The 20,855-nt window shown below is 59.7% G+C and carries 16 protein-coding genes and 1 pseudogene; 9 read left to right on the forward strand and 8 right to left on the reverse strand.

Annotated features, from left to right (window positions below; all coding sequences use genetic code 11):
* Positions 1 to 6 precede the first annotated feature (6 nt).
* The 8 genes from C9422_RS22975 (at position 7) to C9422_RS23010 (ending at position 8,582) form a co-directional block, all read left to right on the forward strand.
* Positions 7 to 801 carry a carbon-nitrogen hydrolase family protein gene (locus C9422_RS22975; RefSeq protein ID WP_116582260.1) on the forward strand — a complete coding sequence of 265 codons (795 nt, stop codon included), beginning with the start codon at positions 7 to 9 and terminating at the stop codon, positions 799 to 801.
* Positions 802 to 839: 38 nt separating this feature from the next.
* Positions 840 to 3,269 (forward strand): pyrroloquinoline quinone biosynthesis protein PqqF, encoded by a 2,430-nt coding sequence (gene pqqF, locus C9422_RS22980; RefSeq protein ID WP_116582261.1) that lies wholly within the window; start codon positions 840 to 842, stop codon positions 3,267 to 3,269.
* Positions 3,270 to 3,426: 157 nt separating this feature from the next.
* Entirely contained in the window at positions 3,427 to 3,501 is a 75-nt protein-coding gene (gene pqqA, locus C9422_RS22985) for a pyrroloquinoline quinone precursor peptide PqqA (protein ID WP_003444522.1), read from the forward strand.
* An 81-nt stretch (positions 3,502 to 3,582) separates the two neighbouring features.
* Complete coding sequence (gene pqqB / locus C9422_RS22990) at positions 3,583 to 4,494, forward strand: pyrroloquinoline quinone biosynthesis protein PqqB (RefSeq protein ID WP_116582262.1); 912 nt, start codon at positions 3,583 to 3,585, stop codon at positions 4,492 to 4,494.
* Positions 4,495 to 4,621: 127 nt separating this feature from the next.
* Positions 4,622 to 5,374, forward strand: coding sequence for a pyrroloquinoline-quinone synthase PqqC (gene pqqC / locus C9422_RS22995; protein ID WP_116582263.1), 753 nt, complete (start codon positions 4,622 to 4,624; stop codon positions 5,372 to 5,374).
* Positions 5,371 to 5,646, forward strand: coding sequence for a pyrroloquinoline quinone biosynthesis peptide chaperone PqqD (gene pqqD / locus C9422_RS23000; RefSeq protein WP_007980311.1), 276 nt, complete (start codon positions 5,371 to 5,373; stop codon positions 5,644 to 5,646). The genes pqqC and pqqD overlap by 4 nt, the downstream gene beginning before the upstream one ends.
* Positions 5,618 to 6,790 (forward strand): pyrroloquinoline quinone biosynthesis protein PqqE, encoded by a 1,173-nt coding sequence (gene pqqE, locus C9422_RS23005; protein ID WP_116582264.1) that lies wholly within the window; start codon positions 5,618 to 5,620, stop codon positions 6,788 to 6,790. The genes pqqD and pqqE overlap by 29 nt, the downstream gene beginning before the upstream one ends.
* Positions 6,756 to 8,582 (forward strand): S9 family peptidase, encoded by a 1,827-nt coding sequence (locus C9422_RS23010; protein WP_116582265.1) that lies wholly within the window; start codon positions 6,756 to 6,758, stop codon positions 8,580 to 8,582. The genes pqqE and C9422_RS23010 overlap by 35 nt, the downstream gene beginning before the upstream one ends.
* 85 nt (positions 8,583 to 8,667) lie before the next feature.
* Here the strand turns inward: C9422_RS23010 and C9422_RS23015 are convergent, their stop codons facing one another.
* From C9422_RS23015 to C9422_RS23030, 4 genes and pseudogenes are all read right to left on the reverse strand, one after another.
* Positions 8,668 to 8,826, reverse strand: a complete 159-nt coding sequence (locus tag C9422_RS23015; RefSeq protein WP_003228885.1) for a YqaE/Pmp3 family membrane protein — start codon at positions 8,824 to 8,826, stop codon at positions 8,668 to 8,670.
* An 84-nt stretch (positions 8,827 to 8,910) separates the two neighbouring features.
* On the reverse strand, positions 8,911 to 9,231 hold the full coding sequence (locus C9422_RS23020) for a DNA-binding transcriptional regulator (protein WP_007980317.1): 321 nt from the start codon (positions 9,229 to 9,231) through the stop codon (positions 8,911 to 8,913).
* Positions 9,224 to 9,579 (reverse strand): annotated as a pseudogene (locus tag C9422_RS23025) (type II toxin-antitoxin system RelE/ParE family toxin). Before C9422_RS23025 ends, C9422_RS23020 begins: the two are co-directional and overlap by 8 nt.
* A gap of 252 nt (positions 9,580 to 9,831) precedes the next feature.
* Positions 9,832 to 11,115 carry an aspartate aminotransferase family protein gene (locus tag C9422_RS23030; protein ID WP_116582266.1) on the reverse strand — a complete coding sequence of 428 codons (1,284 nt, stop codon included), beginning with the start codon at positions 11,113 to 11,115 and terminating at the stop codon, positions 9,832 to 9,834.
* A 169-nt stretch (positions 11,116 to 11,284) separates the two neighbouring features.
* Between C9422_RS23030 and C9422_RS23035 the strand changes: the two genes are divergently transcribed.
* On the forward strand, positions 11,285 to 12,214 hold the full coding sequence (locus C9422_RS23035; protein ID WP_116582267.1) for a LysR family transcriptional regulator: 930 nt from the start codon (positions 11,285 to 11,287) through the stop codon (positions 12,212 to 12,214).
* A 228-nt stretch (positions 12,215 to 12,442) separates the two neighbouring features.
* Here C9422_RS23035 and C9422_RS23040 read toward each other — a convergent pair whose 3' ends face one another.
* The 4 genes from C9422_RS23040 to C9422_RS23055 all read right to left on the reverse strand — a co-directional run bounded on the left by C9422_RS23040 (position 12,443) and on the right by C9422_RS23055 (position 19,897).
* A complete protein-coding gene (locus C9422_RS23040; RefSeq protein WP_116582268.1) occupies positions 12,443 to 14,221 on the reverse strand; it encodes an acyl-CoA dehydrogenase C-terminal domain-containing protein in 1,779 nt (592 codons plus the stop codon).
* 262 nt (positions 14,222 to 14,483) lie between these two features.
* The gene (locus C9422_RS23045; RefSeq protein ID WP_116582269.1) at positions 14,484 to 16,280 is read right to left on the reverse strand and encodes an acyl-CoA dehydrogenase C-terminal domain-containing protein; all 1,797 of its coding nucleotides are present in this window, start codon (positions 16,278 to 16,280) and stop codon (positions 14,484 to 14,486) included.
* A gap of 85 nt (positions 16,281 to 16,365) precedes the next feature.
* Positions 16,366 to 17,658 (reverse strand): GGDEF domain-containing protein, encoded by a 1,293-nt coding sequence (locus C9422_RS23050; protein ID WP_116582270.1) that lies wholly within the window; start codon positions 17,656 to 17,658, stop codon positions 16,366 to 16,368.
* A gap of 151 nt (positions 17,659 to 17,809) precedes the next feature.
* Positions 17,810 to 19,897 (reverse strand): cytochrome-c peroxidase, encoded by a 2,088-nt coding sequence (locus C9422_RS23055; RefSeq protein ID WP_256590019.1) that lies wholly within the window; start codon positions 19,895 to 19,897, stop codon positions 17,810 to 17,812.
* Positions 19,898 to 20,855 lie beyond the last annotated feature (958 nt).

Below are 20,855 nucleotides of genomic sequence, written 5' to 3' on the forward strand. Positions count from 1 at the left end.
TCCGAAATGCGCGTAGCCCTTTACCAATGTCCACCGTTGCCGCTGGATGTCGCCGGCAACCTGCAACGCCTGCAACAACTGGCGCTGGAGGCAAAAGGCGCGGACCTGCTGGTGCTGCCGGAGATGTTCCTGACCGGCTACAACATCGGCGTCGATGCCGTCGGCGTGTTGGCGGAGGTGTACAACGGTGAGTCGGCGCAGCAGATCGCACGCATTGCCAAGGCAACCGGGATTGCCATCTTGTATGGCTATCCCGAGCGCACCGAGGACGGGCAGATCTACAACGCCGTGCAGTTGATCGACGCCAATGGCGAGCGCGTGTGCAACTACCGCAAGACGCACTTGTTCGGCGACCTCGATCACTCGATGTTCAGTGCAGGTTCCGATGAGTTTCCCATCGTTGAGCTCAACGGCTGGAAGCTCGGTTTCCTGATCTGCTACGACCTGGAGTTTCCGGAAAATGCCCGACGCCTGGCCCTGGGCGGCGCCGAGCTGATTCTGGTGCCGACCGCGAACATGATTCCGTTCGATTTCGTCGCCGATGTCACCGTGCGTTCCCGCGCCTTCGAAAACCAATGCTATGTGGCTTACGCCAACTACTGTGGCCATGAAGGCGACATCCACTATTGCGGCCAGAGCAGCATTGCTGCGCCGGATGGCAGCCGTATCGCTCAGGCGGGACTGGATGAATCGCTGATTGTCGGTGAGCTGGATCGACAGTTGATGGTCGATTCCCGCGCCGCCAATCGCTACCTGATCGATCGTCGTCCCGAGCTTTACGGCGAGCTGAACAAGTCCTAATCCGCTAGCATTGGCACTTCACTGTTCTGGAAGTGCCCATGCCCGCGCTGAATCACCCTCGCCCCCACACTGAAACCCTGGCCAACGGCTTGCGGGTGACGCTGCGTCATGCCCCGAATCTGAAGCGTTGCGCAGCAGCGTTGCGGGTCGCCGCGGGCAGCCATGATGTGCCGCTGGCATGGCCGGGCCTGGCGCACTTTCTTGAGCATCTGCTGTTTTTGGGCACTGAGCGTTTTCCTGCCGGGCAAGGGTTGATGGCCTACGTCCAGAGTCATGGCGGCCAGATGAACGCGCGAACCAGCGAGCGCACCACGGACTACTTTTTCGAACTGCCACCCCCGGCATTTGCCGGTGGGCTGGAGCATCTGTCAGACATGCTCGCCCATCCGCGTATGAATCCGGACGATCAGCAGCGGGAACGGGAAGTGCTGCAGGCAGAATTTGTCGCCTGGTCGCAAGATGCGGCGGCGCAACAGCAATTTGCACTGTTCGACGGACTGGCAGAAGCACATCCGCTTCGCGGTTTTCATGCCGGCAATCGCGCCACCCTGCCTGTCGAGCAGCCCGAATTTCAGCAGGCGTTGCAGGAATTTTATCAGCGGTTTTACCAGACCGGGCAGATGACATTGAGCCTGGCCGGACCGCAAAGCCTCGAAGAGCTAAGGACCCTGGCTGAAGCGTTTGGCAACGTCATCGCCAAGGGAGAAAGCATTGAGCAACACCCTCCTGTACCACTGATGTCGAGCTCAGAAAGAAGTTATCAACAGGCTGAAGCACGGCGACTGGATTGGCTGTTCGCCCTCGAATCGCTGCCCGAGTCTTGCGCCGAGGCGCTGGCATTCTTGTGCCACTGGCTGAATTCGGCAAAACCCGGTGGCTTGTTGGCGGACCTGCGAGAGCGCGGACTGGCCGATCACCTGAAAGCCCAGTTGCTGTACCAGTTCGCCGGTCAAGCCTTGCTACATATCGAATTCACCCTGCCCGCCGCCGACTCGGCAACAGGGATTCACGAACGCCTTATGGACTGGCTGAGCTTTTTTGCCCAGCAGGACTGGACCCCGTTGCGCGAAGAATACGCAACCCTGAGCCAGCGCCAGCAACAGGTCAGCAGTGCCTTGCAATTGGCCCGGCTGGACAGCGAACAACGCGAAGTCGGGTTATCTGGCCAAGGCGTTACAGCGCTCAAGCAAGTCCTCAATCAAATCGGCGCTGTGGATAACTTCAGCGGCCCATGGCAGTTACCCGCACCCAACCCGTTCCTGCGCACCGAAACACCCGCGTCCAACGCTGGACTGATTCGTGGCCAGACCAGCGCCCACCGTGGCCTGCGTACCTTTGCCCAGGATCGCTCGCGCAGCCGTCGTGAACGTTCGCCGATGCAATTCAGCCAGGCCTTGCCGGACAACAGCGCGGAAGGTGCGATTTATCTGCGCTGGCGTCTGGACTCGAGTCCCGCCAGCGCCCTTCAATCACGCCTGGAAAATAACCTGCAAGCGCTGTGCGAAGACGCACGTCAGGCCGGCGTGGATGTCTCCTTCAGTGCCTCGGGCAACGAATGGCTGCTGAAAATGACCGGACTGCAGGAGCCGATGCCCAGCGTATTGGAGCATGCGCTGAAAGAGCTGACACAACCTGAAGCTGCCGTCTCACAAGCCGCGCCGGCGAACGTCGCGCTGATACCCATTCGACAGCTGCTCAAGGTATTGCCCGATCACTGCCTTGCGCACACCGCGAACACGGACGATGCGCAGCAACTCTGGTCGAGTGCACGCTGGGATGGTCTGGCGATTGGCCTGTCCGCCCAGACTCAAGCGGCCATGGGCCTGGCCTTGAGCCGTATACCCGGCACGCCGGACAATCAATTGACCCCGGCGCCAACCTTCCCGTCACAACGTCTGTGGAACGCCGTCGACAGCGATTCCAGCGAGCACGCACTGCTGCTGTTTTGCCCTGCCGCAACCGGGGAGTTGGCCGACGAAGCCGCATGGCGCCTGCTTGCGCACTTCTGTCAGACGCCGTTCTACCAGCGCCTGCGAGTGGAGTTGCAACTGGGCTATGCGGTGTTCAGCGCCCTGCGCCAGATTCACGGGACAACCGGATTACTGTTCGGCGTGCAATCACCGAACGTAGCGCCGGCAGATCTGCTGCAACACATCGAGCAGTTCCTCAGCGGTTTGCCAATACTGATCAATGCCCTCGACGACAACGCGTTCATCGCCGGGCGCCAGACCTTGGCCGAGCAATTTTCCCAGACTGCATTGCCCACTGCCCAGGCTGCGGAATTGCTTTGGCAGGGCAAGCTGGGCGGCCGCTCGTCGGATTATCTGACGCAATTGCCCGAGGCAATCCTGCTGATCGAGCGCTCCGAACTGCTGGTCGCAGCACAGCGATTGAATCGGGCCGAGAGCGGTTGGCTTTGCCTAGCGAACAGCCCTGCACCAGGCGCGCCATGGCAAGCGGCAAAATGATCATTACCGGGGCAGTAAGGAGCTTTCTCAAAGTTTCACGGGCAATTTCTTTGAAATTTTGAGTAACATAGCAACCTAACTATTTGGAACATCTCTGACCTGAGGTGGACTAAACCTATAGATAGCGCTGTCCCACCTACCTGAAGGAGTTCAATTGATGGCCTGGACCAAACCTGCCTACACCGACCTGCGTATCGGCTTTGAAGTCACCATGTACTTCGCAAGCCGCTAATCTCTGCTTTGGCAGATGTGCAGCACAACGCCTCGGTTATCCGAGGCGTTTTATTTTCAGCGTTGAATTGATGGAGCGTCCATGTTTGTCCAGATTCTAGGTTCCGCCGCCGGCGGCGGCTTCCCCCAGTGGAACTGCAACTGCGCGAACTGCGCAGGCTTTCGCGACGGCAGCCTGCGGGCCAAGGCGCGGACGCAGTCGTCCATCGCGCTTTCCGATGACGGCGTGAATTGGGTGCTGTGCAACACCTCCCCGGACATTCGCGCCCAACTCCAGGGTTTCGCCCCGATGCAGCCTGGCCGGGCTCTGCGCGATACCGGGATCGGCGCGATTATCCTGATGGACAGCCAGATCGACCACACCACCGGCCTGCTCATGCTGCGCGAGGGTTGCCCGCATCAGGTCTGGTGTACGGACATGGTCCACGAAGACCTGAGCAGCGGTTTTCCGCTGTTCAACATGCTGACCCACTGGAACGGCGGGCTGAGCTGGAACCGCATCGAGCTCGATCTAAGCTTCACCATTCCCGCCTGCCCGAACCTGCGCTTCACTCCACTGCCTTTGCGCAGTGCCGCGCCGCCGTACTCGCCGCACCGCTTCGACCCGCATCCGGGCGACAACATCGGCCTGATCGTCGAAGACCGGGGCACTGGCGGCAAACTGTTCTACGCACCGGGTCTGGGCAAGGTGGATGCCGCGCTGCTGGAAATCATGGCCGGCAGCGATTGCCTGCTGGTCGACGGCACGCTGTGGGATGACGATGAAATGCAGCGTCGTGGCGTAGGCACCCGCACCGGTCGGGAGATGGGCCACCTGGCGCAAAACGGCCCCGGCGGCATGCTCGAAGTGCTGGAGCAACTGCCCACGCAGCGCAAGGTGCTTATCCACATCAACAACACCAATCCGATTCTCGATGAAGATTCGCCCGAGCGCGCGGAGCTGGATCGGCGCCAGGTTGAAGTGGCGTATGACGGCATGAGTATTGTGCTGTAGCTGAGGGCCCCTTCGCGGGCAAGCCCGCTCCCACAGTTGACCGCGTTCCAATGTGGGAGCGGGCTTGCTCGCGAAGACGGCCGACCATGCACCAAAGAATCCACCGGATGTATCCCGGAGAACCCCGATGACCGACACCCCGATGTCCCCCGCCGAATTCGAAGCGGCCCTGCGCGCCAAGGGCGCCTACTACCACATCCATCACCCCTACCACGTGGCGATGTATGAAGGCCGGGCGACCCGCGAGCAGATCCAGGGCTGGGTCGCCAACCGTTTCTACTATCAGGTGAACATTCCCCTGAAGGACGCGGCCATTCTGGCGAATTGCCCTGACCGCGAGGTCCGCCGCGAGTGGATTCAACGCCTGCTCGACCACGACGGCGCGCCCGGTGAAGACGGCGGCATCGAAGCCTGGCTGCGACTGGGCCAGGCCGTCGGCCTCGACCCGGACCAGTTGCGTTCCCAGGAGCTGGTGCTGCCCGGCGTGCGTTTCGCCGTGGACGCCTACGTCAACTTCGCCCGCCGCGCCAGCTGGCAGGAGGCCGCCAGCAGCTCGCTGACCGAACTGTTCGCCCCGCAAATCCACCAATCGCGCCTGGACAGCTGGCCGCAGCATTACCCATGGATCGACCCGGCCGGATACGCGTATTTCCGCACGCGCCTGGGTCAGGCACGGCGTGATGTCGAGCACGGCCTGGCGATCACGTTGCAGCACTACACCACCCGTGAAGGCCAGGAGCGCATGCTGGAAATTCTCCAGTTCAAACTGGACATTCTTTGGAGCATGCTCGATGCCATGAGCATGGCCTACGAACTGAAACGCCCGCCGTATCACAGCGTGACCGGAGAACGGGTCTGGCACAAGGGAATCACCTTATGAGTTTCGATCGCAGCAAGACCCCGACCTGGCGTCCCGGCTACCGCTTCCAATACGAACCGGCGCAGAAAGGCCACGTGCTGCTGTACCCGGAAGGCATGATCAAGCTCAATGAAAGCGCCGCACTGATCGGTGGCTTGATTGACGGTGAACGGGATGTCGCGGCGATCATCGCCGAACTCGAGCAACAGTTCCCCGGCGTACCCGAGCTCGGTGACGACATCGAGCAATTCATGGAGGTGGCCCGTGCGCAGCACTGGATCGAACTTGCCTGACTCATCAAGGCAAGTGCCGCCCAAACCAGAAGTCGGCCTGCCGCTGTGGCTGCTCGCCGAGCTGACCTATCGCTGCCCGCTGCAATGCCCTTACTGCTCCAATCCGCTGGATTTCGCCGAACAGGGCAAAGAGCTGAGCACCGAACAGTGGATCAAGGTGTTCCGTGAAGCGCGGGAAATGGGCGCGGCGCAACTGGGCTTTTCCGGTGGTGAACCGCTGGTGCGCCAGGACCTCGCCGAGCTGATTACCGAAGCCCGCAAACTGGGTTTCTACACCAACCTGATCACCTCCGGCATCGGCCTGACCGAGCAGAAAATCAGCGACTTCAAGAAGGCCGGCCTCGATCACATCCAGATCAGTTTCCAGGCCAGCGACGAGCAAGTGAACAATCTGCTGGCCGGCTCGAAAAAGGCCTTTGCGCAGAAACTGGAAATGGCCCGGGCAGTGAAGGCCCACGGTTATCCGATGGTGCTGAACTTCGTGACCCATCGGCACAACATCGACCAGATCGACCGCATCATCGAGCTGTGCATCGCGCTGGAAGCCGACTTCGTCGAGCTCGCCACGTGCCAGTTCTACGGTTGGGCGCAGCTCAATCGCGTCGGGCTATTGCCGACCCGGGAGCAACTGGTGCGCGCCGAACGCATCACCAATGAATACCGCGCCAAACTGGAAGCCCAAGGGCATCCGTGCAAGCTGATTTTCGTCACCCCGGACTATTACGAAGAACGCCCGAAAGCCTGCATGAACGGCTGGGGCAGTATTTTTCTGACGGTCACGCCGGACGGAACCGCCCTGCCCTGTCACGGTGCCCGACAACTGCCGGTGCAGTTTCCCAACGTACGTGACCACAGCATGCAGCACATCTGGTACGACTCGTTCGGCTTCAATCGCTTTCGCGGTTATGACTGGATGCCCGAGCCGTGCCGCTCCTGTGACGAGAAAGAAAAAGACTTCGGCGGCTGCCGCTGCCAGGCGTTCATGCTCACCGGTGATGCCAGCAACGCCGACCCGGTGTGCAGCAAATCGCCACAACACGGCGTGATCCTCAAGGCTCGCGAAGAAGCCGAACACGCGACCCAGACCATCGACCAACTGGCCTTTCGCAATGAACGAAACTCACGCCTCATCGCCAAAAGCTGAACCGTTCAGCGCTGCCAAAGCCGTGGCTGCCGGTATCGATTTTGCCGAACTGCAGGTCGGTCCAAGCGGCCTGTTCTGGAACGAGTACCGACCCGAAGACGCGGCGTGCCGGATCTGGCATTGGCGTGAGGGCACAGCGAAATGCCTGACGCCGCCGGGGTTCAGCGTGCGCAGTCGGGTGTACGAATATGGCGGTGGAGCGTTTTGTCTGACGGACGACGGCATCGTTTTCGTCAACGAAGCCGACCAGCAGTTGTATCGGCAATCACTGCAAGACGAAGTACCCGAAAGGCTGACGTCCGGTGCGTGCCGTTTTGGCGATCTGCAGTTCGCCAACGGGCAGGTGCTGGCGGTCGAGGAGCATCGAGACCAACACCGACTGGTGGCGATCGATCTGCTGGATGGCACACGCCATCTGCTGGCCGAAGGTGCTGATTTTTACGCGGCACCGACGCTGAGCCCTGATGCCCGACGCCTGGCCTGGATCGAATGGAGTCGCCCGGATCAGCCATGGACAGCGACCCGCTTGATGGTTGCCGAACGCCTCGCCAACGGTCGGTTTGCCGAGACTCGTTGTGTGGCGGGCGACGGCGCTCAAGAGTCTGTGCAACAGCCACGGTTTGATGCCGATGGTCGCTTGTACTGCCTGACGGATCGCGGCGGTTACTGGCAGCCATGGGTGGAATCCGGGAAAGGCCTGAGCCCATTGCCAAGTGCCAGCGCCGACCATGGCCCGGCGCCCTGGCAACTCGGCGGCAGTACCTGGTTGCCGCTGGGCGACGACCGTTATCTGGCCAGTTGGACCGAAGGCGGGTTTGGCCGTTTGGGCATCGGCGGCGACTCCTGCGCCGACTTCACCGGCGACTACAGCCGCTTCCGCCATCTCGCCGTGGATGGGCAGTTCATCTATTGCATTGCAGCATCGCCCGTCAGCTCAACCGCCGTCATCGCCATCGACCGTCAGAGCCGGCAAGTGAAAGTACTGGCCGGCGGCATCGCACCGCTTCCTCCCGAGCGGATCAGCCGCCCGCAGACCTTGCGTTACCCCTGTGGCTCCGGCGAAGCACACGGCTTCTTCTACCCGGCAATGACCGGCACGGCGAAACCGCCACTGGTGGTGTTCATCCATGGCGGCCCGACTTCGGCGTGCTACCCGATGCTCGATCCGCGCATCCAGTTCTGGACACAGCGGGGCTTCGCCGTGGCCGACCTCAACTATCGCGGCAGCAGCGGTTATGGCCGGGCCTATCGTCAGGCGCTTCATTTGAGCTGGGGTGATGTGGATGTCGAAGACGCTTGCGCGGTGGTCAGTTACCTCAACGAACGCAGCCTGATCGACGGCGACAAGGCCTTCATTCGCGGCGGCAGCGCCGGTGGCTACACAACACTTTGCGCCCTGGCGTTTCACAACGTGTTCTGTGCCGGAGCCAGTCTGTATGGGGTCAGTGACCCAGTCGCGCTGGGGCGTGCGACCCACAAATTCGAAAGCGACTATCTGGACTGGTTGATCGGCGATCCTCTGCTGGACGCCGAACGCTACGCCGCCCGCACTCCGCTGCTGCATGCCGGCAACATCCGCGTGCCGATGATCTTCTTTCAGGGAGAACTGGATGCCGTGGTCGTCCCGCAACAGACCCGCGACATGGTCGCGGCGCTGCGGGACAACGGCATTGCGGTTGAAGCGCATTACTACGCGGAAGAACGCCATGGCTTTCGCAAGGCCGGCAATCAGGCCCATGCGCTGGAGCAGGAGTGGTTGTTTTATCGGCGGGTGATGGATTCAGTGGACTGAAGCCGCTCCCACAGGTTCTGTGGTTTGCACAAATCCTGTGGGAGCGGGCTTGCTCGCGAAGGCGGCCGACCTGCCGCCGCAAAATTCAGCGCTTGGCGATGATGTAAACAGCATGCACGATCCCCGGAATATAACCGCACAACGTCAGCAGAATATTCAGCCAGAACGCTCCGCCGAATCCTACTTGCAAAAACACACCCAGCGGCGGCAACAGGATGGCGATGATGATGCGAATAAAGTCCATGGGGGCAGCTCCTGATTGGGGTGGACTCGTTCGAGCCCTACAGCTAATCGACCTGTGCCGTTTGTCAGGGTTCAGCCCGATTCTTCAGGCCAGTATTTCCAGACCGTGTTTCTGCACGATACTCAGCAACTTCAACGCCATGCCACTGGGGTGCTTATCCCCTGCTTCCCATTGTTTGACCGTGGAAGCACTGGTGTTCAGGTAGCGCGCAAACACCGGTTGGCTGACATTGTTGCGTTCGCGCAATGCCTTGATCTCCTCAGCGGGAATCGCATTCGGCACCGTTGCAAGACAAGACTCATCGAATTCACGCATGGTCGCCTTGCTGATTGCACCGATGGCGTACAGGGCACTGGCCGATTCGTGGATCGATTCCGATAGCTCACTTTTGAATTTTTTACTCATTTGGTATCTCCACAAACTCCTTTGCATCCAGCAGGCGCTGAATTTCCATTTCGGTCAGCCCACCATATGTCTTGGCCAACTCTCGCAAGTCGAGCAAATGCCTGGGACTGATATTGCTCTGATCTTTCTTCGCATACAGGAACTGATAGATCCAATAAGCACCTCCCTTGGCCAGGATAATCGAGCGATGGCGATTGGCGTTCAACGCTTCTTCCAGACCCCGCCACCCAGATTGTCAGCCTGGCCATTGAGCATTTCGGTGAATGCCTCCTGGAGTTCGTCATCACCGATCCAGGCCTTGGCGGCCTGCATCGCAAAACGTTTTGTCTTGAACAGCCTCGGCGACATAGGTATCCCTTCCGCAAAAACATACCACCCAGTGGTATGGAATTCAAAGCCAACGACGAAACAAGGTTCAATCGCTGGCACCGGCACTCCCTGCCGATGCACGCTAGAAAGCCATTGATGGGCTAACCGCTCAAGCCGAAATTGCCTTTGGCAAAAACCAGCCACAAAAAAACGCCCCACACCAAAAATTCCGGGCGTGAGGCGTGCGTATTACCGCGAGACGGTTCGGGAATGTGTGCAGGGCGCGTCGGATCAGACGGCAATCCCTTTGCGGCACTGCAATTGCGCGGTGCGTACTCGGGAGAAGGCGCGCGCCAGGCGCAGGAGCATTTCATCGATGTTGGCGTTGCTGACATTCAGCGCAGGGGTAAAGCGCAGGCAGTCGGGTTGCGGGGCGTTGAGCAATAAACCTTCGTAGAGCGCGGCCTTGACGACCGCGTCAGCGGAGTCGTCCGACAGCGTCAGCCCCCACAGCAGCCCTTGTCCGCGCAACTCGCCATGACCGTACCGATGGGCCAAACGCCCCAACCCCTCACGCAGGTGCTGACCGGCTTCTGCGACGTGCTTGAGGAAAGCCTTGTCCTGCACCGTATCGAGCACCGAAAGTCCCGCCGTGGTCATCAGTGCATTGCCATGATGGGTACCGGTCATCTCGCCGGGTTCGAAGCAGCAGGCCTTGCCCCGCGCCAGCAGCGCGGCCAATGGCACGCCGCCGCCCAGGCCTTTGCCGAGCACGACGATATCCGCCGTGACCCCGCAGGACTGTTCCGCAAGCAAGGTGCCACAACGGCCGATGCCGGTTTGCACTTCGTCGAAGATCAGCAAAATGCCGAGTTCACGGCACAAGCGTTCGACACCCTTGAGGTAATGCGCGGTGGCCGGGATCACACCGGCTTCGCTCTGGATCGGTTCGAGCATGATCGCGACGGTCCGTTCATCCACGGCCGCATGCAAAGCCGGAAGGTCATTGAACGGGACATGACTGAAGCCCGGCAGTTGCGGCTCGAATCGGTTGGCCAATGTCGAACTGTCCGACGCCGACATCGTCGCCAGGCTACGGCCATGGTTACCGTTGTTGGCCACAATGATTCCCGACGCACCACCGCGATGCTGTTGACCCCATTTGCGCGCCAGTTTTATCGCCGCCTCACAGGCTTCGCTGCCGGTATTGAGCAGGTAGGCCTGATCACTGCCGGTGCTGGCACACAGGCGTTCGGCAAGTTTGAGCATGCCGCGGTTATGCAGGCCGAAACCCGGATTGATCAGCGATTGAGCCTGGGCAGTGATGGCGTTGACCAGTACCGAAGGGCTATGACCAAGGCTGTTGGCCCCACCGCCCTGGGAGAAATCCAGATACGCACGGTCATCGCTGTCCCACAGCCATGAACCCTGGCCGCGCACAAACACCTGTTTCGGCCGCTCGATACCGGGCATCAAGTACTCGCTGGAAAGACTGTTGTCTTTGGAAGGCAGGGAGGCGTCCATGACCAGATCATCAAGACTGGGAGGACTCCGGCGCAGACTGAACAGATTCATCTGAAACAACCTCTTTTGAGGTTTTTTGCCTTACCTATGTAAACAGCATCGTAGCAAAGGGTATTCATCGCGCTCTGTGGCCCTGTAAGCCCTGTGAATGCGGTTAGACTAGGCTCAGGCAAGGCATACAGCCATTTCGATTTCCCAGCATTTTCGATAAGTAATACTTATGGATTTCAAGCAACTGCGTTATTTCGTCGCGGTCTATGAAGAAGGCCATGTGGGCCGGGCCGCCGAACGCCTGTCGATCTCCCAGCCGGCGCTGTCCCAGCAAATCCGTCACCTCGAGCAAAACCTCGATGTGAGCCTGTTCGAACGCAACAGCAAACGCCTGTTGCCGACCCTCGCGGCCCACACGCTGTACAACCACGCCCTGCCTTTGCTCGATGGCCTGCAACGGGCACGGGAGGCGCTCGGCAACTTCAAGGGTCAGGCGCTGCGCACCCTGGCCATCGGTGTATTGCAGACCGTGCATACCAGCCTCGTTCCACAGATGCTCGAACGCGTGCGCAAGGCGCAGCCGCATCTTGTCGTGCAGATCTACGAACTGACCGGACTGGAAATCGAGCGGCGACTGCTCAACGGTTCTCTGGATATCGGCATCAGCTACCTGCCGCCCCGCCAACCTGGCCTGCATGGCGTGATGCTGTACGAAGATGAACTGACCCTGGTCATCCCGGCAGAGCACCCGCTGCGTGAATTCAAGAAAGTGTCCATGAGCCAGGCCGCCGAGCTGCCGATGTTGCTGCTGGGCGAGGAGTTTCAAATCCGGCAGATCTGGCAAACCCAACTGGCGAACCTCGGACGTCGCCCGCAGGTGCAAGCCGAACTGAACAACATGGCCGGTATCCTCGACAGCCTGCCGCACACACGCCTGGCGACGGTGCTGCCCGGACGCTCGCAAAAGACCCATGGCAACCACGAACTGCTGTGGAAACCCCTGAGCGAACCACGAGTACCACTGAAAGTCGGATTGGTGTGTCGGGATGTGCAACGGCAGCAGGCCTCGCTGGCCTTGCTGCGGACATTGCTGGAAGAAGTAATCAATGGCCCGGCTGAACGCTTGAACAGCGCGCAGGCTCTGGACGGGCTGAGCTAGGAAACTTTTCTTCGGGCAAAAGAAAACCCCGCCGAAGCGGGGCTTTGCAGACTGTTTCCCTGACATCCATTTCACTCCGCCATCCTGGCAGAATCCTACGTGTCCCTGTTGTTGCTTTGCGCTTCCTGCGCTACGTCCATGAGAAGTAGATTAGCTGTGGATCCAATTTGCATCTATGGGAGAACAGCAGCACGTTATGTAAGAGAATGCTTACAAACCATTACGTCATCAGAATTGTCCTGCATCCAGCAGGAACAACGATTCGCTACCGGCCTTGACCGACGCGCTCAACGAGTGAATCCGCGGCAACAGACGGGCGAAATAGAACCGTGCGGTGCCCAGTTTGCTGGCGTAGAAATCGTCTTGCGCTTCCTTGCCCAATGCGGCCTTGGCCATCAGGGCCCACATGTAGGCATACGCCACGTAGCCGAAGACCTGCAGGTACTCGACCGATGCCGCGCCGATTTCGTTCGGATTGCTCTTCGCCCGGTCCAGCAACCACGCGGTCAATTCATCGAGGGTGGTGACGGCGTCGTTGAGCGGCTTGGTGAACTCCGCCAGGTCCGCGCTGGCCGTTGCGGTGAAGTGACGAATCTCGTCGGCGAACAGGTTGTAGAACGCCCCGCCGCTGCCGACGATCTTGCGCCCCACCAGGTCCAGCGCCTGAATGCCGTTGGTGCCTTCGTAGATCTGGGTGATGCGCACGTCACGCACCAGTTGCTCCTGGCCCCACTCGCGGATGTAACCGTGGCCGCCGAACACTTGCTGGCCGTGAACGGTGGTTTCCAGACCGAGATCGGTCAGGAATGCCTTCGCCACCGGAGTCAGCAAGGCCACCAGGTCTTCCGCACGCTTGCGGGTGGCGGCATCTTCGCTGAACTTGGCGGTGTCCAGTTGCATGGCCACGTAAGTGGAGAATGCACGGCCACCCTCGTTCGAGGCTTTCATGGTCAGCAGCATGCGACGCACGTCCGGGTGGACGATGATCGGGTCAGCCACTTTGTCCTTGTTCTGCGCGCCCGTCGGCGAACGGCTTTGCAGACGGTCACGGGCGTATTCCACGGCGTTCTGGTACGAGCGCTCGCCCGTGGCCAGGCCCTGGATACCGACACCCAGACGCTCGTAGTTCATCATGGTGAACATCGCCGCCAGGCCTTTGTTCGGCTCGCCGACCAGGTAACCCACGGCCTCATCGAAGTTCATCACGCAGGTCGCGGACGCCTGGATGCCCATCTTGTGTTCGATCGACCCGCAGTTCGCCGGGTTGCGAGCGCCCAGGCTGCCATCGGCATTGACCATGAACTTCGGCACCAGGAACAGCGAAATGCCTTTCGGCCCCGCCGGTGCATCCGGCAACTTGGCCAGCACCAGGTGGATGATGTTTTCGGTGAGGTCGTGTTCACCACCAGTGATGAAGATCTTGGTGCCGCTGACCTTGTAGGAACCGTCGGCCTGAGGCTCGGCCTTGGTGCGAATGATCCCCAGGTCAGTACCGGCGTGTGGCTCGGTCAGGCACATGGAACCCGCCCAGGTGCCAGCGTACATGTTCGGCAGGTACGCGGCTTTCAGCTCTTCGCTGGCGTGGGCGTTGATCGACAGGCAGGCACCGGCGGTCAGCATCGGATACAGACCGAACGACAGGCTGGCGGAGTTGACCATTTCTTCGACCTGGGCCGAAACGGCTTTGGGCATGCCCATGCCGCCGTAGGTCGGATCGCCACCGACACCGACCCAGCCGCCTTCCGCGTAGGTCTGATAGGCCTGCGGGAAGCCCGCCGGCGTGGTGACGGCACCGTCTGCCCAATGGCAACCTTCCTCGTCCGCGGCACGGCTCAGCGGTGCAATGCTTTTGCTGGTGACTTTGCCGGCTTCTTCCAGGATGGCTTCGACCGTTTCCGCATCGACGGTCTCGGCTAGCGCAGGCAGTTCGGCCCAGAGTTTGGCGACCTCGAAAACCTCATTGAGGACGAAGCGCATATCGCGCAGGGGCGCTTTGTAGTCAGCCATGGCAAACCTCGCAAGATCTATACAGGTGATTCACAGGAAGAGTGGTTTCGTTGGGTCGGAGTGTACCTCAACAACTTTTGTGACACATAGGGTCAGCTCATGACTATTTTGTTATTTTTAGTCATTGCGATATGGAGAGGCGAAACATAAGAACTGTAGGAGCGAGCCCGCTCGCGAAAAACCCCAAGGCGCCACTGGACATCTGGTTTACGCGTTATCGTTCACGACCATCGCGAGCAAGCTCGCTCCTACAAGGTAGGTGTCAGAGCGCAAACATCTCGGCCGGCAGTTGCATCAGACAGTCGCTCCCCGCTTCGATGGCCGCCCGATGAGCGGTGGTGCGTGGCAACAGACGCTTGAAGTAAAACTCGCTGGTCGCCAGTTTACCCCGGCAGAAGCCGGCATCACCGCTGCCAGCATCGAGCTGCGCCTGAGCCACCAGCGCCATGCGCAACCACAGGTAGCCAAGGATGATGTAACCGCTGTACATCAGGTAATCCACCGACGCGGCACCGACTTCGTCCGGGTTTTTCATCGCCGCCATGCCGACCCTGGTGGTCAGCTCACCCCACTGCTGATTCAGTTGATTGAGCTGCGCCACATACCCGGCCAATTGTGGATGTCCGGCGTTCGCCGCGCAGAACTTGTGGACTATTTTGGTGAACCCGCGCAGCAGCTTGCCCTGGCTGCCGAGTACCTTGCGCCCGAGCAAGTCCAGTGCCTGAATGCCGTTGGTGCCTTCGTAGATCGGCGCAATGCGGCAGTCGCGTACCAGTTGCTCCATTCCCCACTCACGAATGAACCCGTGGCCGCCAAACACCTGCATGCCATGGTTGGTCACTTCCAGGCCGGTGTCGGTCATGAAGGCTTTGCAGATCGGCGTGAGGAACGCCAGCAGGTCTTCGGCATCCTGGCGCGCCGTTTCATCCGGACTCAGATGTGCAACATCGAGTAACTGCGCGGTGAAGTAAGTCAGCGCGCGGTTGCCTTCGTTGAAGGCTTTCATGGTCAGCAACATCCGCCGCACATCAGGGTGCACGATGATCGGGTCGGCGGCTTTTTCCGGGGCTTTCGGGCCAGTCAGCGAGCGCATCTGCAATCGGTCGTTGGCGTATTTGATCGCGCCCTGGAAGCTCGCCTCGCCCAGACACAGACCTTGCATGCCCGTGCCCAACCGCGCGTGGTTCATCATGGTGAACATGCAGTTGAGGCCCTTGTTCGGCTCGCCGATCAAAAAGCCCTTGGCCTCGTCGAAGTTCAGCACGCAGGTGGCCGAGGCCTTGATGCCCATCTTGTGTTCGATCGAGCCGCAGGACACGTTGTTGCGCTCACCCGCTTCGCCCATCGCGTCGGGCAGGAACTTGGGCACGATAAACAGCGAAATCCCCTTGGTCCCGGCCGGTGCGTCCGGCAATTTGGCGAGCACCAGGTGAATGATGTTGGCGCTCATGTCGTGCTCGCCCGCAGAGATAAAGATCTTGCTGCCCGAGATCGCATAGCTGCCATCGGCCGCTGGCACGGCACGGGTCTTGATGATGCCCAGGTCGGTGCCGCAATGGGCTTCCGTCAGGCACATGGTGCCGGTCCATTGGCCAGCGGTGAGTTTCTTCAAATAGGTCTGCTTCTGCTCCTCGGTGCCATGGGCGTGGATCGCCGACATCGCACCGTGGGTCAGGCCGGGGTACATGCCCCACGAGGTGTTGCTGGAACCCACCATCTCGCTGATGACCAGGCCCAGAGAGATCGGCAACCCTTGGCCGCCGTAGACCGGGTCCGCCGCCAGGCCATGCCAGCCGCCCTCGACATATTGGGCGAAGGCCTGCTTGAAGCCCGCAGGCGTAGTGACCACGCCGTTGTCGAAATGGCAGCCTTCTTCATCACCGCTGCGGTTGAGCGGCGACAGCACGTTTTCGCAGAACTTCGCGCCTTCTTCGAGGATCGCATTGACCATGTCCGGGCTGGCATCGATGGCCCCCAGCGCGGCGTAGCTACTGTGAAAGTCGAAGACGTGGTCGATCAGAAAGCGCATGTCGCGCAAGGGAGCTTTGTACTCGGGCATGGTCATTCTCCGTCGGCAGTTTTTTCCAACCTACTGCCGCCGACACTACGCCACAATCAATGTCCAGTCGCTGAATGCGCGATCATCACTCAACCGTAGCGGCGTCCATGCGTACGGCGCCACGGCGGTTCTGCCCGAACGCCATCACGCAGTTGCGCCCGGCGCCCTTGGCGCTGTAGAGCGCCTGGTCAGCAGACTTGAGCACCTCTTCCGGGGTGCGTTGATCGATACGTTCGGCAACGCCGATACTGACCGTCACCGACACACTCGATGCGCCGGAACCGGCTCGCCGCTGGCGCCCCTGATTGTCGTCCTGCGGGCGGTTTTCCTGATTACGCAGCTGAATGTTGTAAGTGGCGATGGACTCGCGGATGACTTCCAGGTGCGGCATGCACTCTTCGAGGGTCTTGCCTGCAAACACCAGGGCAAATTCCTCACCGCCATAGCGATACGCCTTACCGCCACCACCGATTTTCGACAGTTTGCTGGCCACCAGCCGCAGTACCTGGTCGCCGACATCGTGGCCGTGGGTGTCGTTGAATTTCTTGAAGTGGTCGACGTCGCTCATGGCCAACACGTAGTTGCGCCCCAGCCGTTGCATGCGTTCATTCAGCGCACGGCGGCCCGGCAGCCCGGTCAGTTCGTCGCGGAAGGCCATTTGATAGGCTTCGTGGGCAACGGCGGCGGCGATCATCAGCATCACCTGGCTGCACATGATGTTCAGTGTGAACGGCAGGATAAAGGTCTTCGGCAGCATCCAGAACAACCCGAGCAATCCCACAAGTTGCGCGGCATGCAGCGGTCGCGGGTTGCGCCAGTATTGCCAGGTCAGCAGCACAAACACGGCAATGAACACCGGATAGGACAACTGGATCAGACTCATCCAGGCGCCATGCAAGGCGGGCCAGCGAATCTCCGACAACCAGATCAGCAGCGCGTGTGGATAACTTTGCTCAAGTCCCAGCGCCACGCTGCCGACCGCCAGCAATACGGCGAAACGCGCAACCATGTCCTGGAACAGATGAGTGCGTTCCTGCCACGCCGCGAACACCCCGAACAACAATGGCAGCAGCAGGCAACACAGGTGAAAGACCACGGCGGCATCGTCACGCACCTTGCCGTTGTCGCGGTAATAGTCGGTCTGGGTGTCGAGCAGGAAGTAGGCGATGTACACCGTGACCATCAGAAACAGTTCACGCTGGCGTCGGTACACCGCGCAATAGGCGCCGCCGAGTAACAACACCAGGGTGGGCAGCACGTTGAACAGCGAGGTGAAAAAGACGTTCAGATCCTTGATGTAAGCAGCCGCAAGCCCCGCCAGCAACAGCAGTAATGACGGCAGGAAATGACTGAAACGTACAGCGGATGAGCGCGGCAAGGGTAAAGCTCCGACCCGTCAGATCAATAGATGGCAATGTGCCCACTACTGTAACGGCAGAAACCCCGAATTGCTGAGTGAAATACTGAGGTAATTGTAAAAGGGCGCCACTGGCATCCATCAGATGCCAGTGGCGCAAGGGGAAATACGGTTACAGGTCGTTGTTGAACGGTTGCAGCGGACCTTCCAGACGTGTGCGACCTTCGGCACCGACCGGTCTGAGCTGGATGTCGGCGTCCTGCGCCTGCCTCGTTGTGATCTTCGGACTGGCCGGTTTTTGCCCGACGGAGTTTTCATCTCCCTTCTCGCCCTGCGGCAGTACCAGCGAAGGATGGTCAAACGGCGCCCGTTCCCACGCCACCCGAGGATCGGTCAACCCGACCTCCATGAACTTGACCAGCGCATCCACTTCATCCGGGGTGAGGTTCAGCCGGGTCATGTCCGGGTCGAGGTTCGAACCGTTGTGCTGATTGACCGCCGGGTGCTCGAAACCACTGGTATTGCTGGCATCCTCGCCACGCCGATCGCCACCACGGTTGTAGAACTCCATGACCTGCTGCAGCGTTGCGCGACTGCCGTTGTGGAAGTACGGGCCGGTCAACGCGATATTGCGCAGGGTTGGCGTCTTGAAGGCGCCATCGACCGCGTCGCGGAAATCGACATTGGGCTTGAGCGTCGCATCACAGGGGATAGCCGGGCTCAAACGCGCTTCGAAGGTGCACACATCGACGTCCAGTGGATCAGGGATCGTGCCGCCCTTCAGTACGGTGTTGTACTGACGGGTGAAAGACAACGGATTACCCCACGCATCCGAGCCACCGAGTGCCAGGTCTTCCGAGGTCGGGCGCACCCCGGTGTTGTAGAAGCCGTTGTCATAGAGCGTGGTCAGGTTGTCGGCCATGATCATCCGTTCGATACGCTCCCGAGGATGGAACAGCAAGCGGCTGCCGGCGTTGGTCAATTCCGCGCCGCCGTGGCAACTGATGCACTTGCCTTTGCCCAGGAACAGGTTCATGCCCTGGACCTGCTGGCTGTTCATGGCAGTGTGATCGCCTTGCAAATAGGCATCCAGCGGTGCCTGGTCCGAGATCAGCGTGGACTCATACATCTGAATCGCCAGCCCGAAGAACAGCGGGAAGTTCGCCTCCATCTGGGTGTATGGCGCGCCGCCCAGCGAGACCTGCTGCGTGGCATTCCACAAGCGCGGCTGGAACGCGTTCTTGATCAGCTCACGGTACGTCGGCCGACGGGCACCGGATACCGGCCCGAGCACCGAATCAGTGGATGAAATCCGCTGCTGCTTGAGCATCAAGGTGTCGAGCATGCGCCGGCCAATGTCGGCGAAGGTACGCCCGCCGCAGGACATTTCCACCGGGCTGCCGGGTGGACCTACCGCTTGCGAGGCGGCGGAAGCATCCTTGAGCGCCAGCCTGACTTTGGTCGCCACGCCACTGCGATCGCTAGTCACGAAAATCCCGGCGTCAGGGTCGCGATTGCCGAACGGCGAGAAGCCGTTGAAGACGTTATTGGCCCGGCCATCCCAGAAGTTGCGCACGTTGAACGCGGCGTTGATCACCGTGGGTGCGTTGCGTCCGGTGCTGCGGCGAACATTGATCCCGCCCACCTGGAAGATGCCGTCCGGTTGCTGGATGCACCTGTCGAAACGCGACTGACGAGGCTTGACGAAGTTGGCGTCGAACACGCCTTGCGAACCGATCACATCGTCAGTCGAATAGACAATCGCCGAATTGCGATCCAGGGGATCTGCCAGCACATGGGTCGGGAAGTCGCCTTTCTTCAGCAGGTAGTTCGGACCGCCCTTGCCTCCTGATTTGGTGGTGTAGCTTGGCACGTCCCCCGGAATGTCCGAGGCGGTGAACGGTTTGTTGAAGATCGACGAGACGTTCGCGTTAGTGTTCGCCTGACCCGGGTTGATCTGGTTGGTAGTGCGGTGATCGGCGCCCGCGTGGAAGTGACATGACGCGCAAGCCGTGGAACCGTCACTGCCGATCTCCATATCCCAGAACAGTGCCTTGCCCAGAAGCACTGCCGCCGAGCGATTGAGCACGTAGTCGGTCATCAGGTCGACTTTGCGCCCGCCTTCGGTTCCCGATGGGTCGGGCGGGAGCAGCCCACGCAGCGATTGCAGAGTGGGCACGTCCGGCACGGGCGGATCGACCACTACCGGGTCAGCGGCCCAAACGTTCATGACAGGCAGGCCGGTGACGAAGAGAGTCATCGCCATCGCCCTGGCCAAACAGGTGGTTCGGAAGATGCTCAAATACTTAAACATGACGACGCTCCCGATTCAGTACGGAGTAGTCAGCCTCCGCGGTTACCCTGTTACAAGATGAGCTCATCGCCATGAATCTTGCTGTTCGCTCGAACAACCACGCCAACTTTAAGTTACATGGGTATTGCGAGACCTGACTGGCAAAGCACTCTCGTGACTCAGGCATTCTTAAACAGTGATATTTCGCAGCACTGGGTAGCGCTTCACGAAACTCTAGACGTAACAAAACATTTCATCAGGAAAATTTCAATATTTTTTTAATTTAATCGAATCAAGAAACCCTACTAACTACAGCAACTGCGCACTATCCCTCAGTTCTGGTTAAACTTTACCCATTAGTGGGTGACATTCCCCGGACAGCCAGTAACAGGCGGCTAACAACGACCTCAAAGGCCATATTTTAAAGGGCAAAGCGACACCAGACGCATTTTTTTGAAATTGGCAGAGTATTTGCTCCTCCAAGCACCGCGATGTAAACGGCACTTTAAAAATCCTGAAACTTCGCATCGCCAGTCAATAACCCCCCACCAGACATACAACAAACCATTCGCGCGCAAGTTGCACTGCGCTAGCTATTTTTTATTTAAACCTCCCACACAAGACTACTTTCTCACCCTTTCTTAAACATCCCTCTTGCACACCTAAGACCTTAGTAGTATTCAATAGGCAACACTTCTCATCTGCCACTACCGGCGATACACTTACCTACAGTTTTCACAGAACTCCAAACTTGGGTGTATATCCCCACCTACTTTGGTGTAAACCACATAACATACAATTATGTGTATATCACCAACTTCAGCGCAGCCCGCATGTTTGCTGGCTAACAATCAATTGTGCCAATCAGGCACGACTACTGCTATGTGCCCCTCAGGCTCAAGGAAATGTCTCTCGCGTTTGCGTC

It is taken from the genome of Pseudomonas sp. B1(2018), from assembly GCF_003097365.1.
GTDB classification, from domain to species: domain Bacteria; phylum Pseudomonadota; class Gammaproteobacteria; order Pseudomonadales; family Pseudomonadaceae; genus Aquipseudomonas; species Aquipseudomonas laurylsulfatiphila.

Coding starts and splice junctions, on each gene's coding strand:
- pqqB (WP_116582262.1), top strand. CDS start 3,583: ATGTTTGTCCAGATTCTAGGTTCCGCCGCCGGCGGCGGCTTCCCCCAG.
- C9422_RS23015 (WP_003228885.1), bottom strand. CDS start 8,826: ATGGACTTTATTCGCATCATCATCGCCATCCTGTTGCCGCCGCTGGGT.
- pqqF (WP_116582261.1), top strand. CDS start 840: ATGCCCGCGCTGAATCACCCTCGCCCCCACACTGAAACCCTGGCCAAC.
- C9422_RS23045 (WP_116582269.1), bottom strand. CDS start 16,280: ATGCCCGAGTACAAAGCTCCCTTGCGCGACATGCGCTTTCTGATCGAC.
- pqqD (WP_007980311.1), top strand. CDS start 5,371: ATGAGTTTCGATCGCAGCAAGACCCCGACCTGGCGTCCCGGCTACCGC.
- C9422_RS23030 (WP_116582266.1), bottom strand. CDS start 11,115: ATGAATCTGTTCAGTCTGCGCCGGAGTCCTCCCAGTCTTGATGATCTG.
- C9422_RS23020 (WP_007980317.1), bottom strand. CDS start 9,231: ATGAGTAAAAAATTCAAAAGTGAGCTATCGGAATCGATCCACGAATCG.
- pqqC (WP_116582263.1), top strand. CDS start 4,622: ATGACCGACACCCCGATGTCCCCCGCCGAATTCGAAGCGGCCCTGCGC.
- C9422_RS23055 (WP_256590019.1), bottom strand. CDS start 19,897: ATGACTCTCTTCGTCACCGGCCTGCCTGTCATGAACGTTTGGGCCGCT.
- C9422_RS23035 (WP_116582267.1), top strand. CDS start 11,285: ATGGATTTCAAGCAACTGCGTTATTTCGTCGCGGTCTATGAAGAAGGC.
- C9422_RS23040 (WP_116582268.1), bottom strand. CDS start 14,221: ATGGCTGACTACAAAGCGCCCCTGCGCGATATGCGCTTCGTCCTCAAT.
- C9422_RS22975 (WP_116582260.1), top strand. CDS start 7: ATGCGCGTAGCCCTTTACCAATGTCCACCGTTGCCGCTGGATGTCGCC.
- C9422_RS23010 (WP_116582265.1), top strand. CDS start 6,756: ATGAACGAAACTCACGCCTCATCGCCAAAAGCTGAACCGTTCAGCGCT.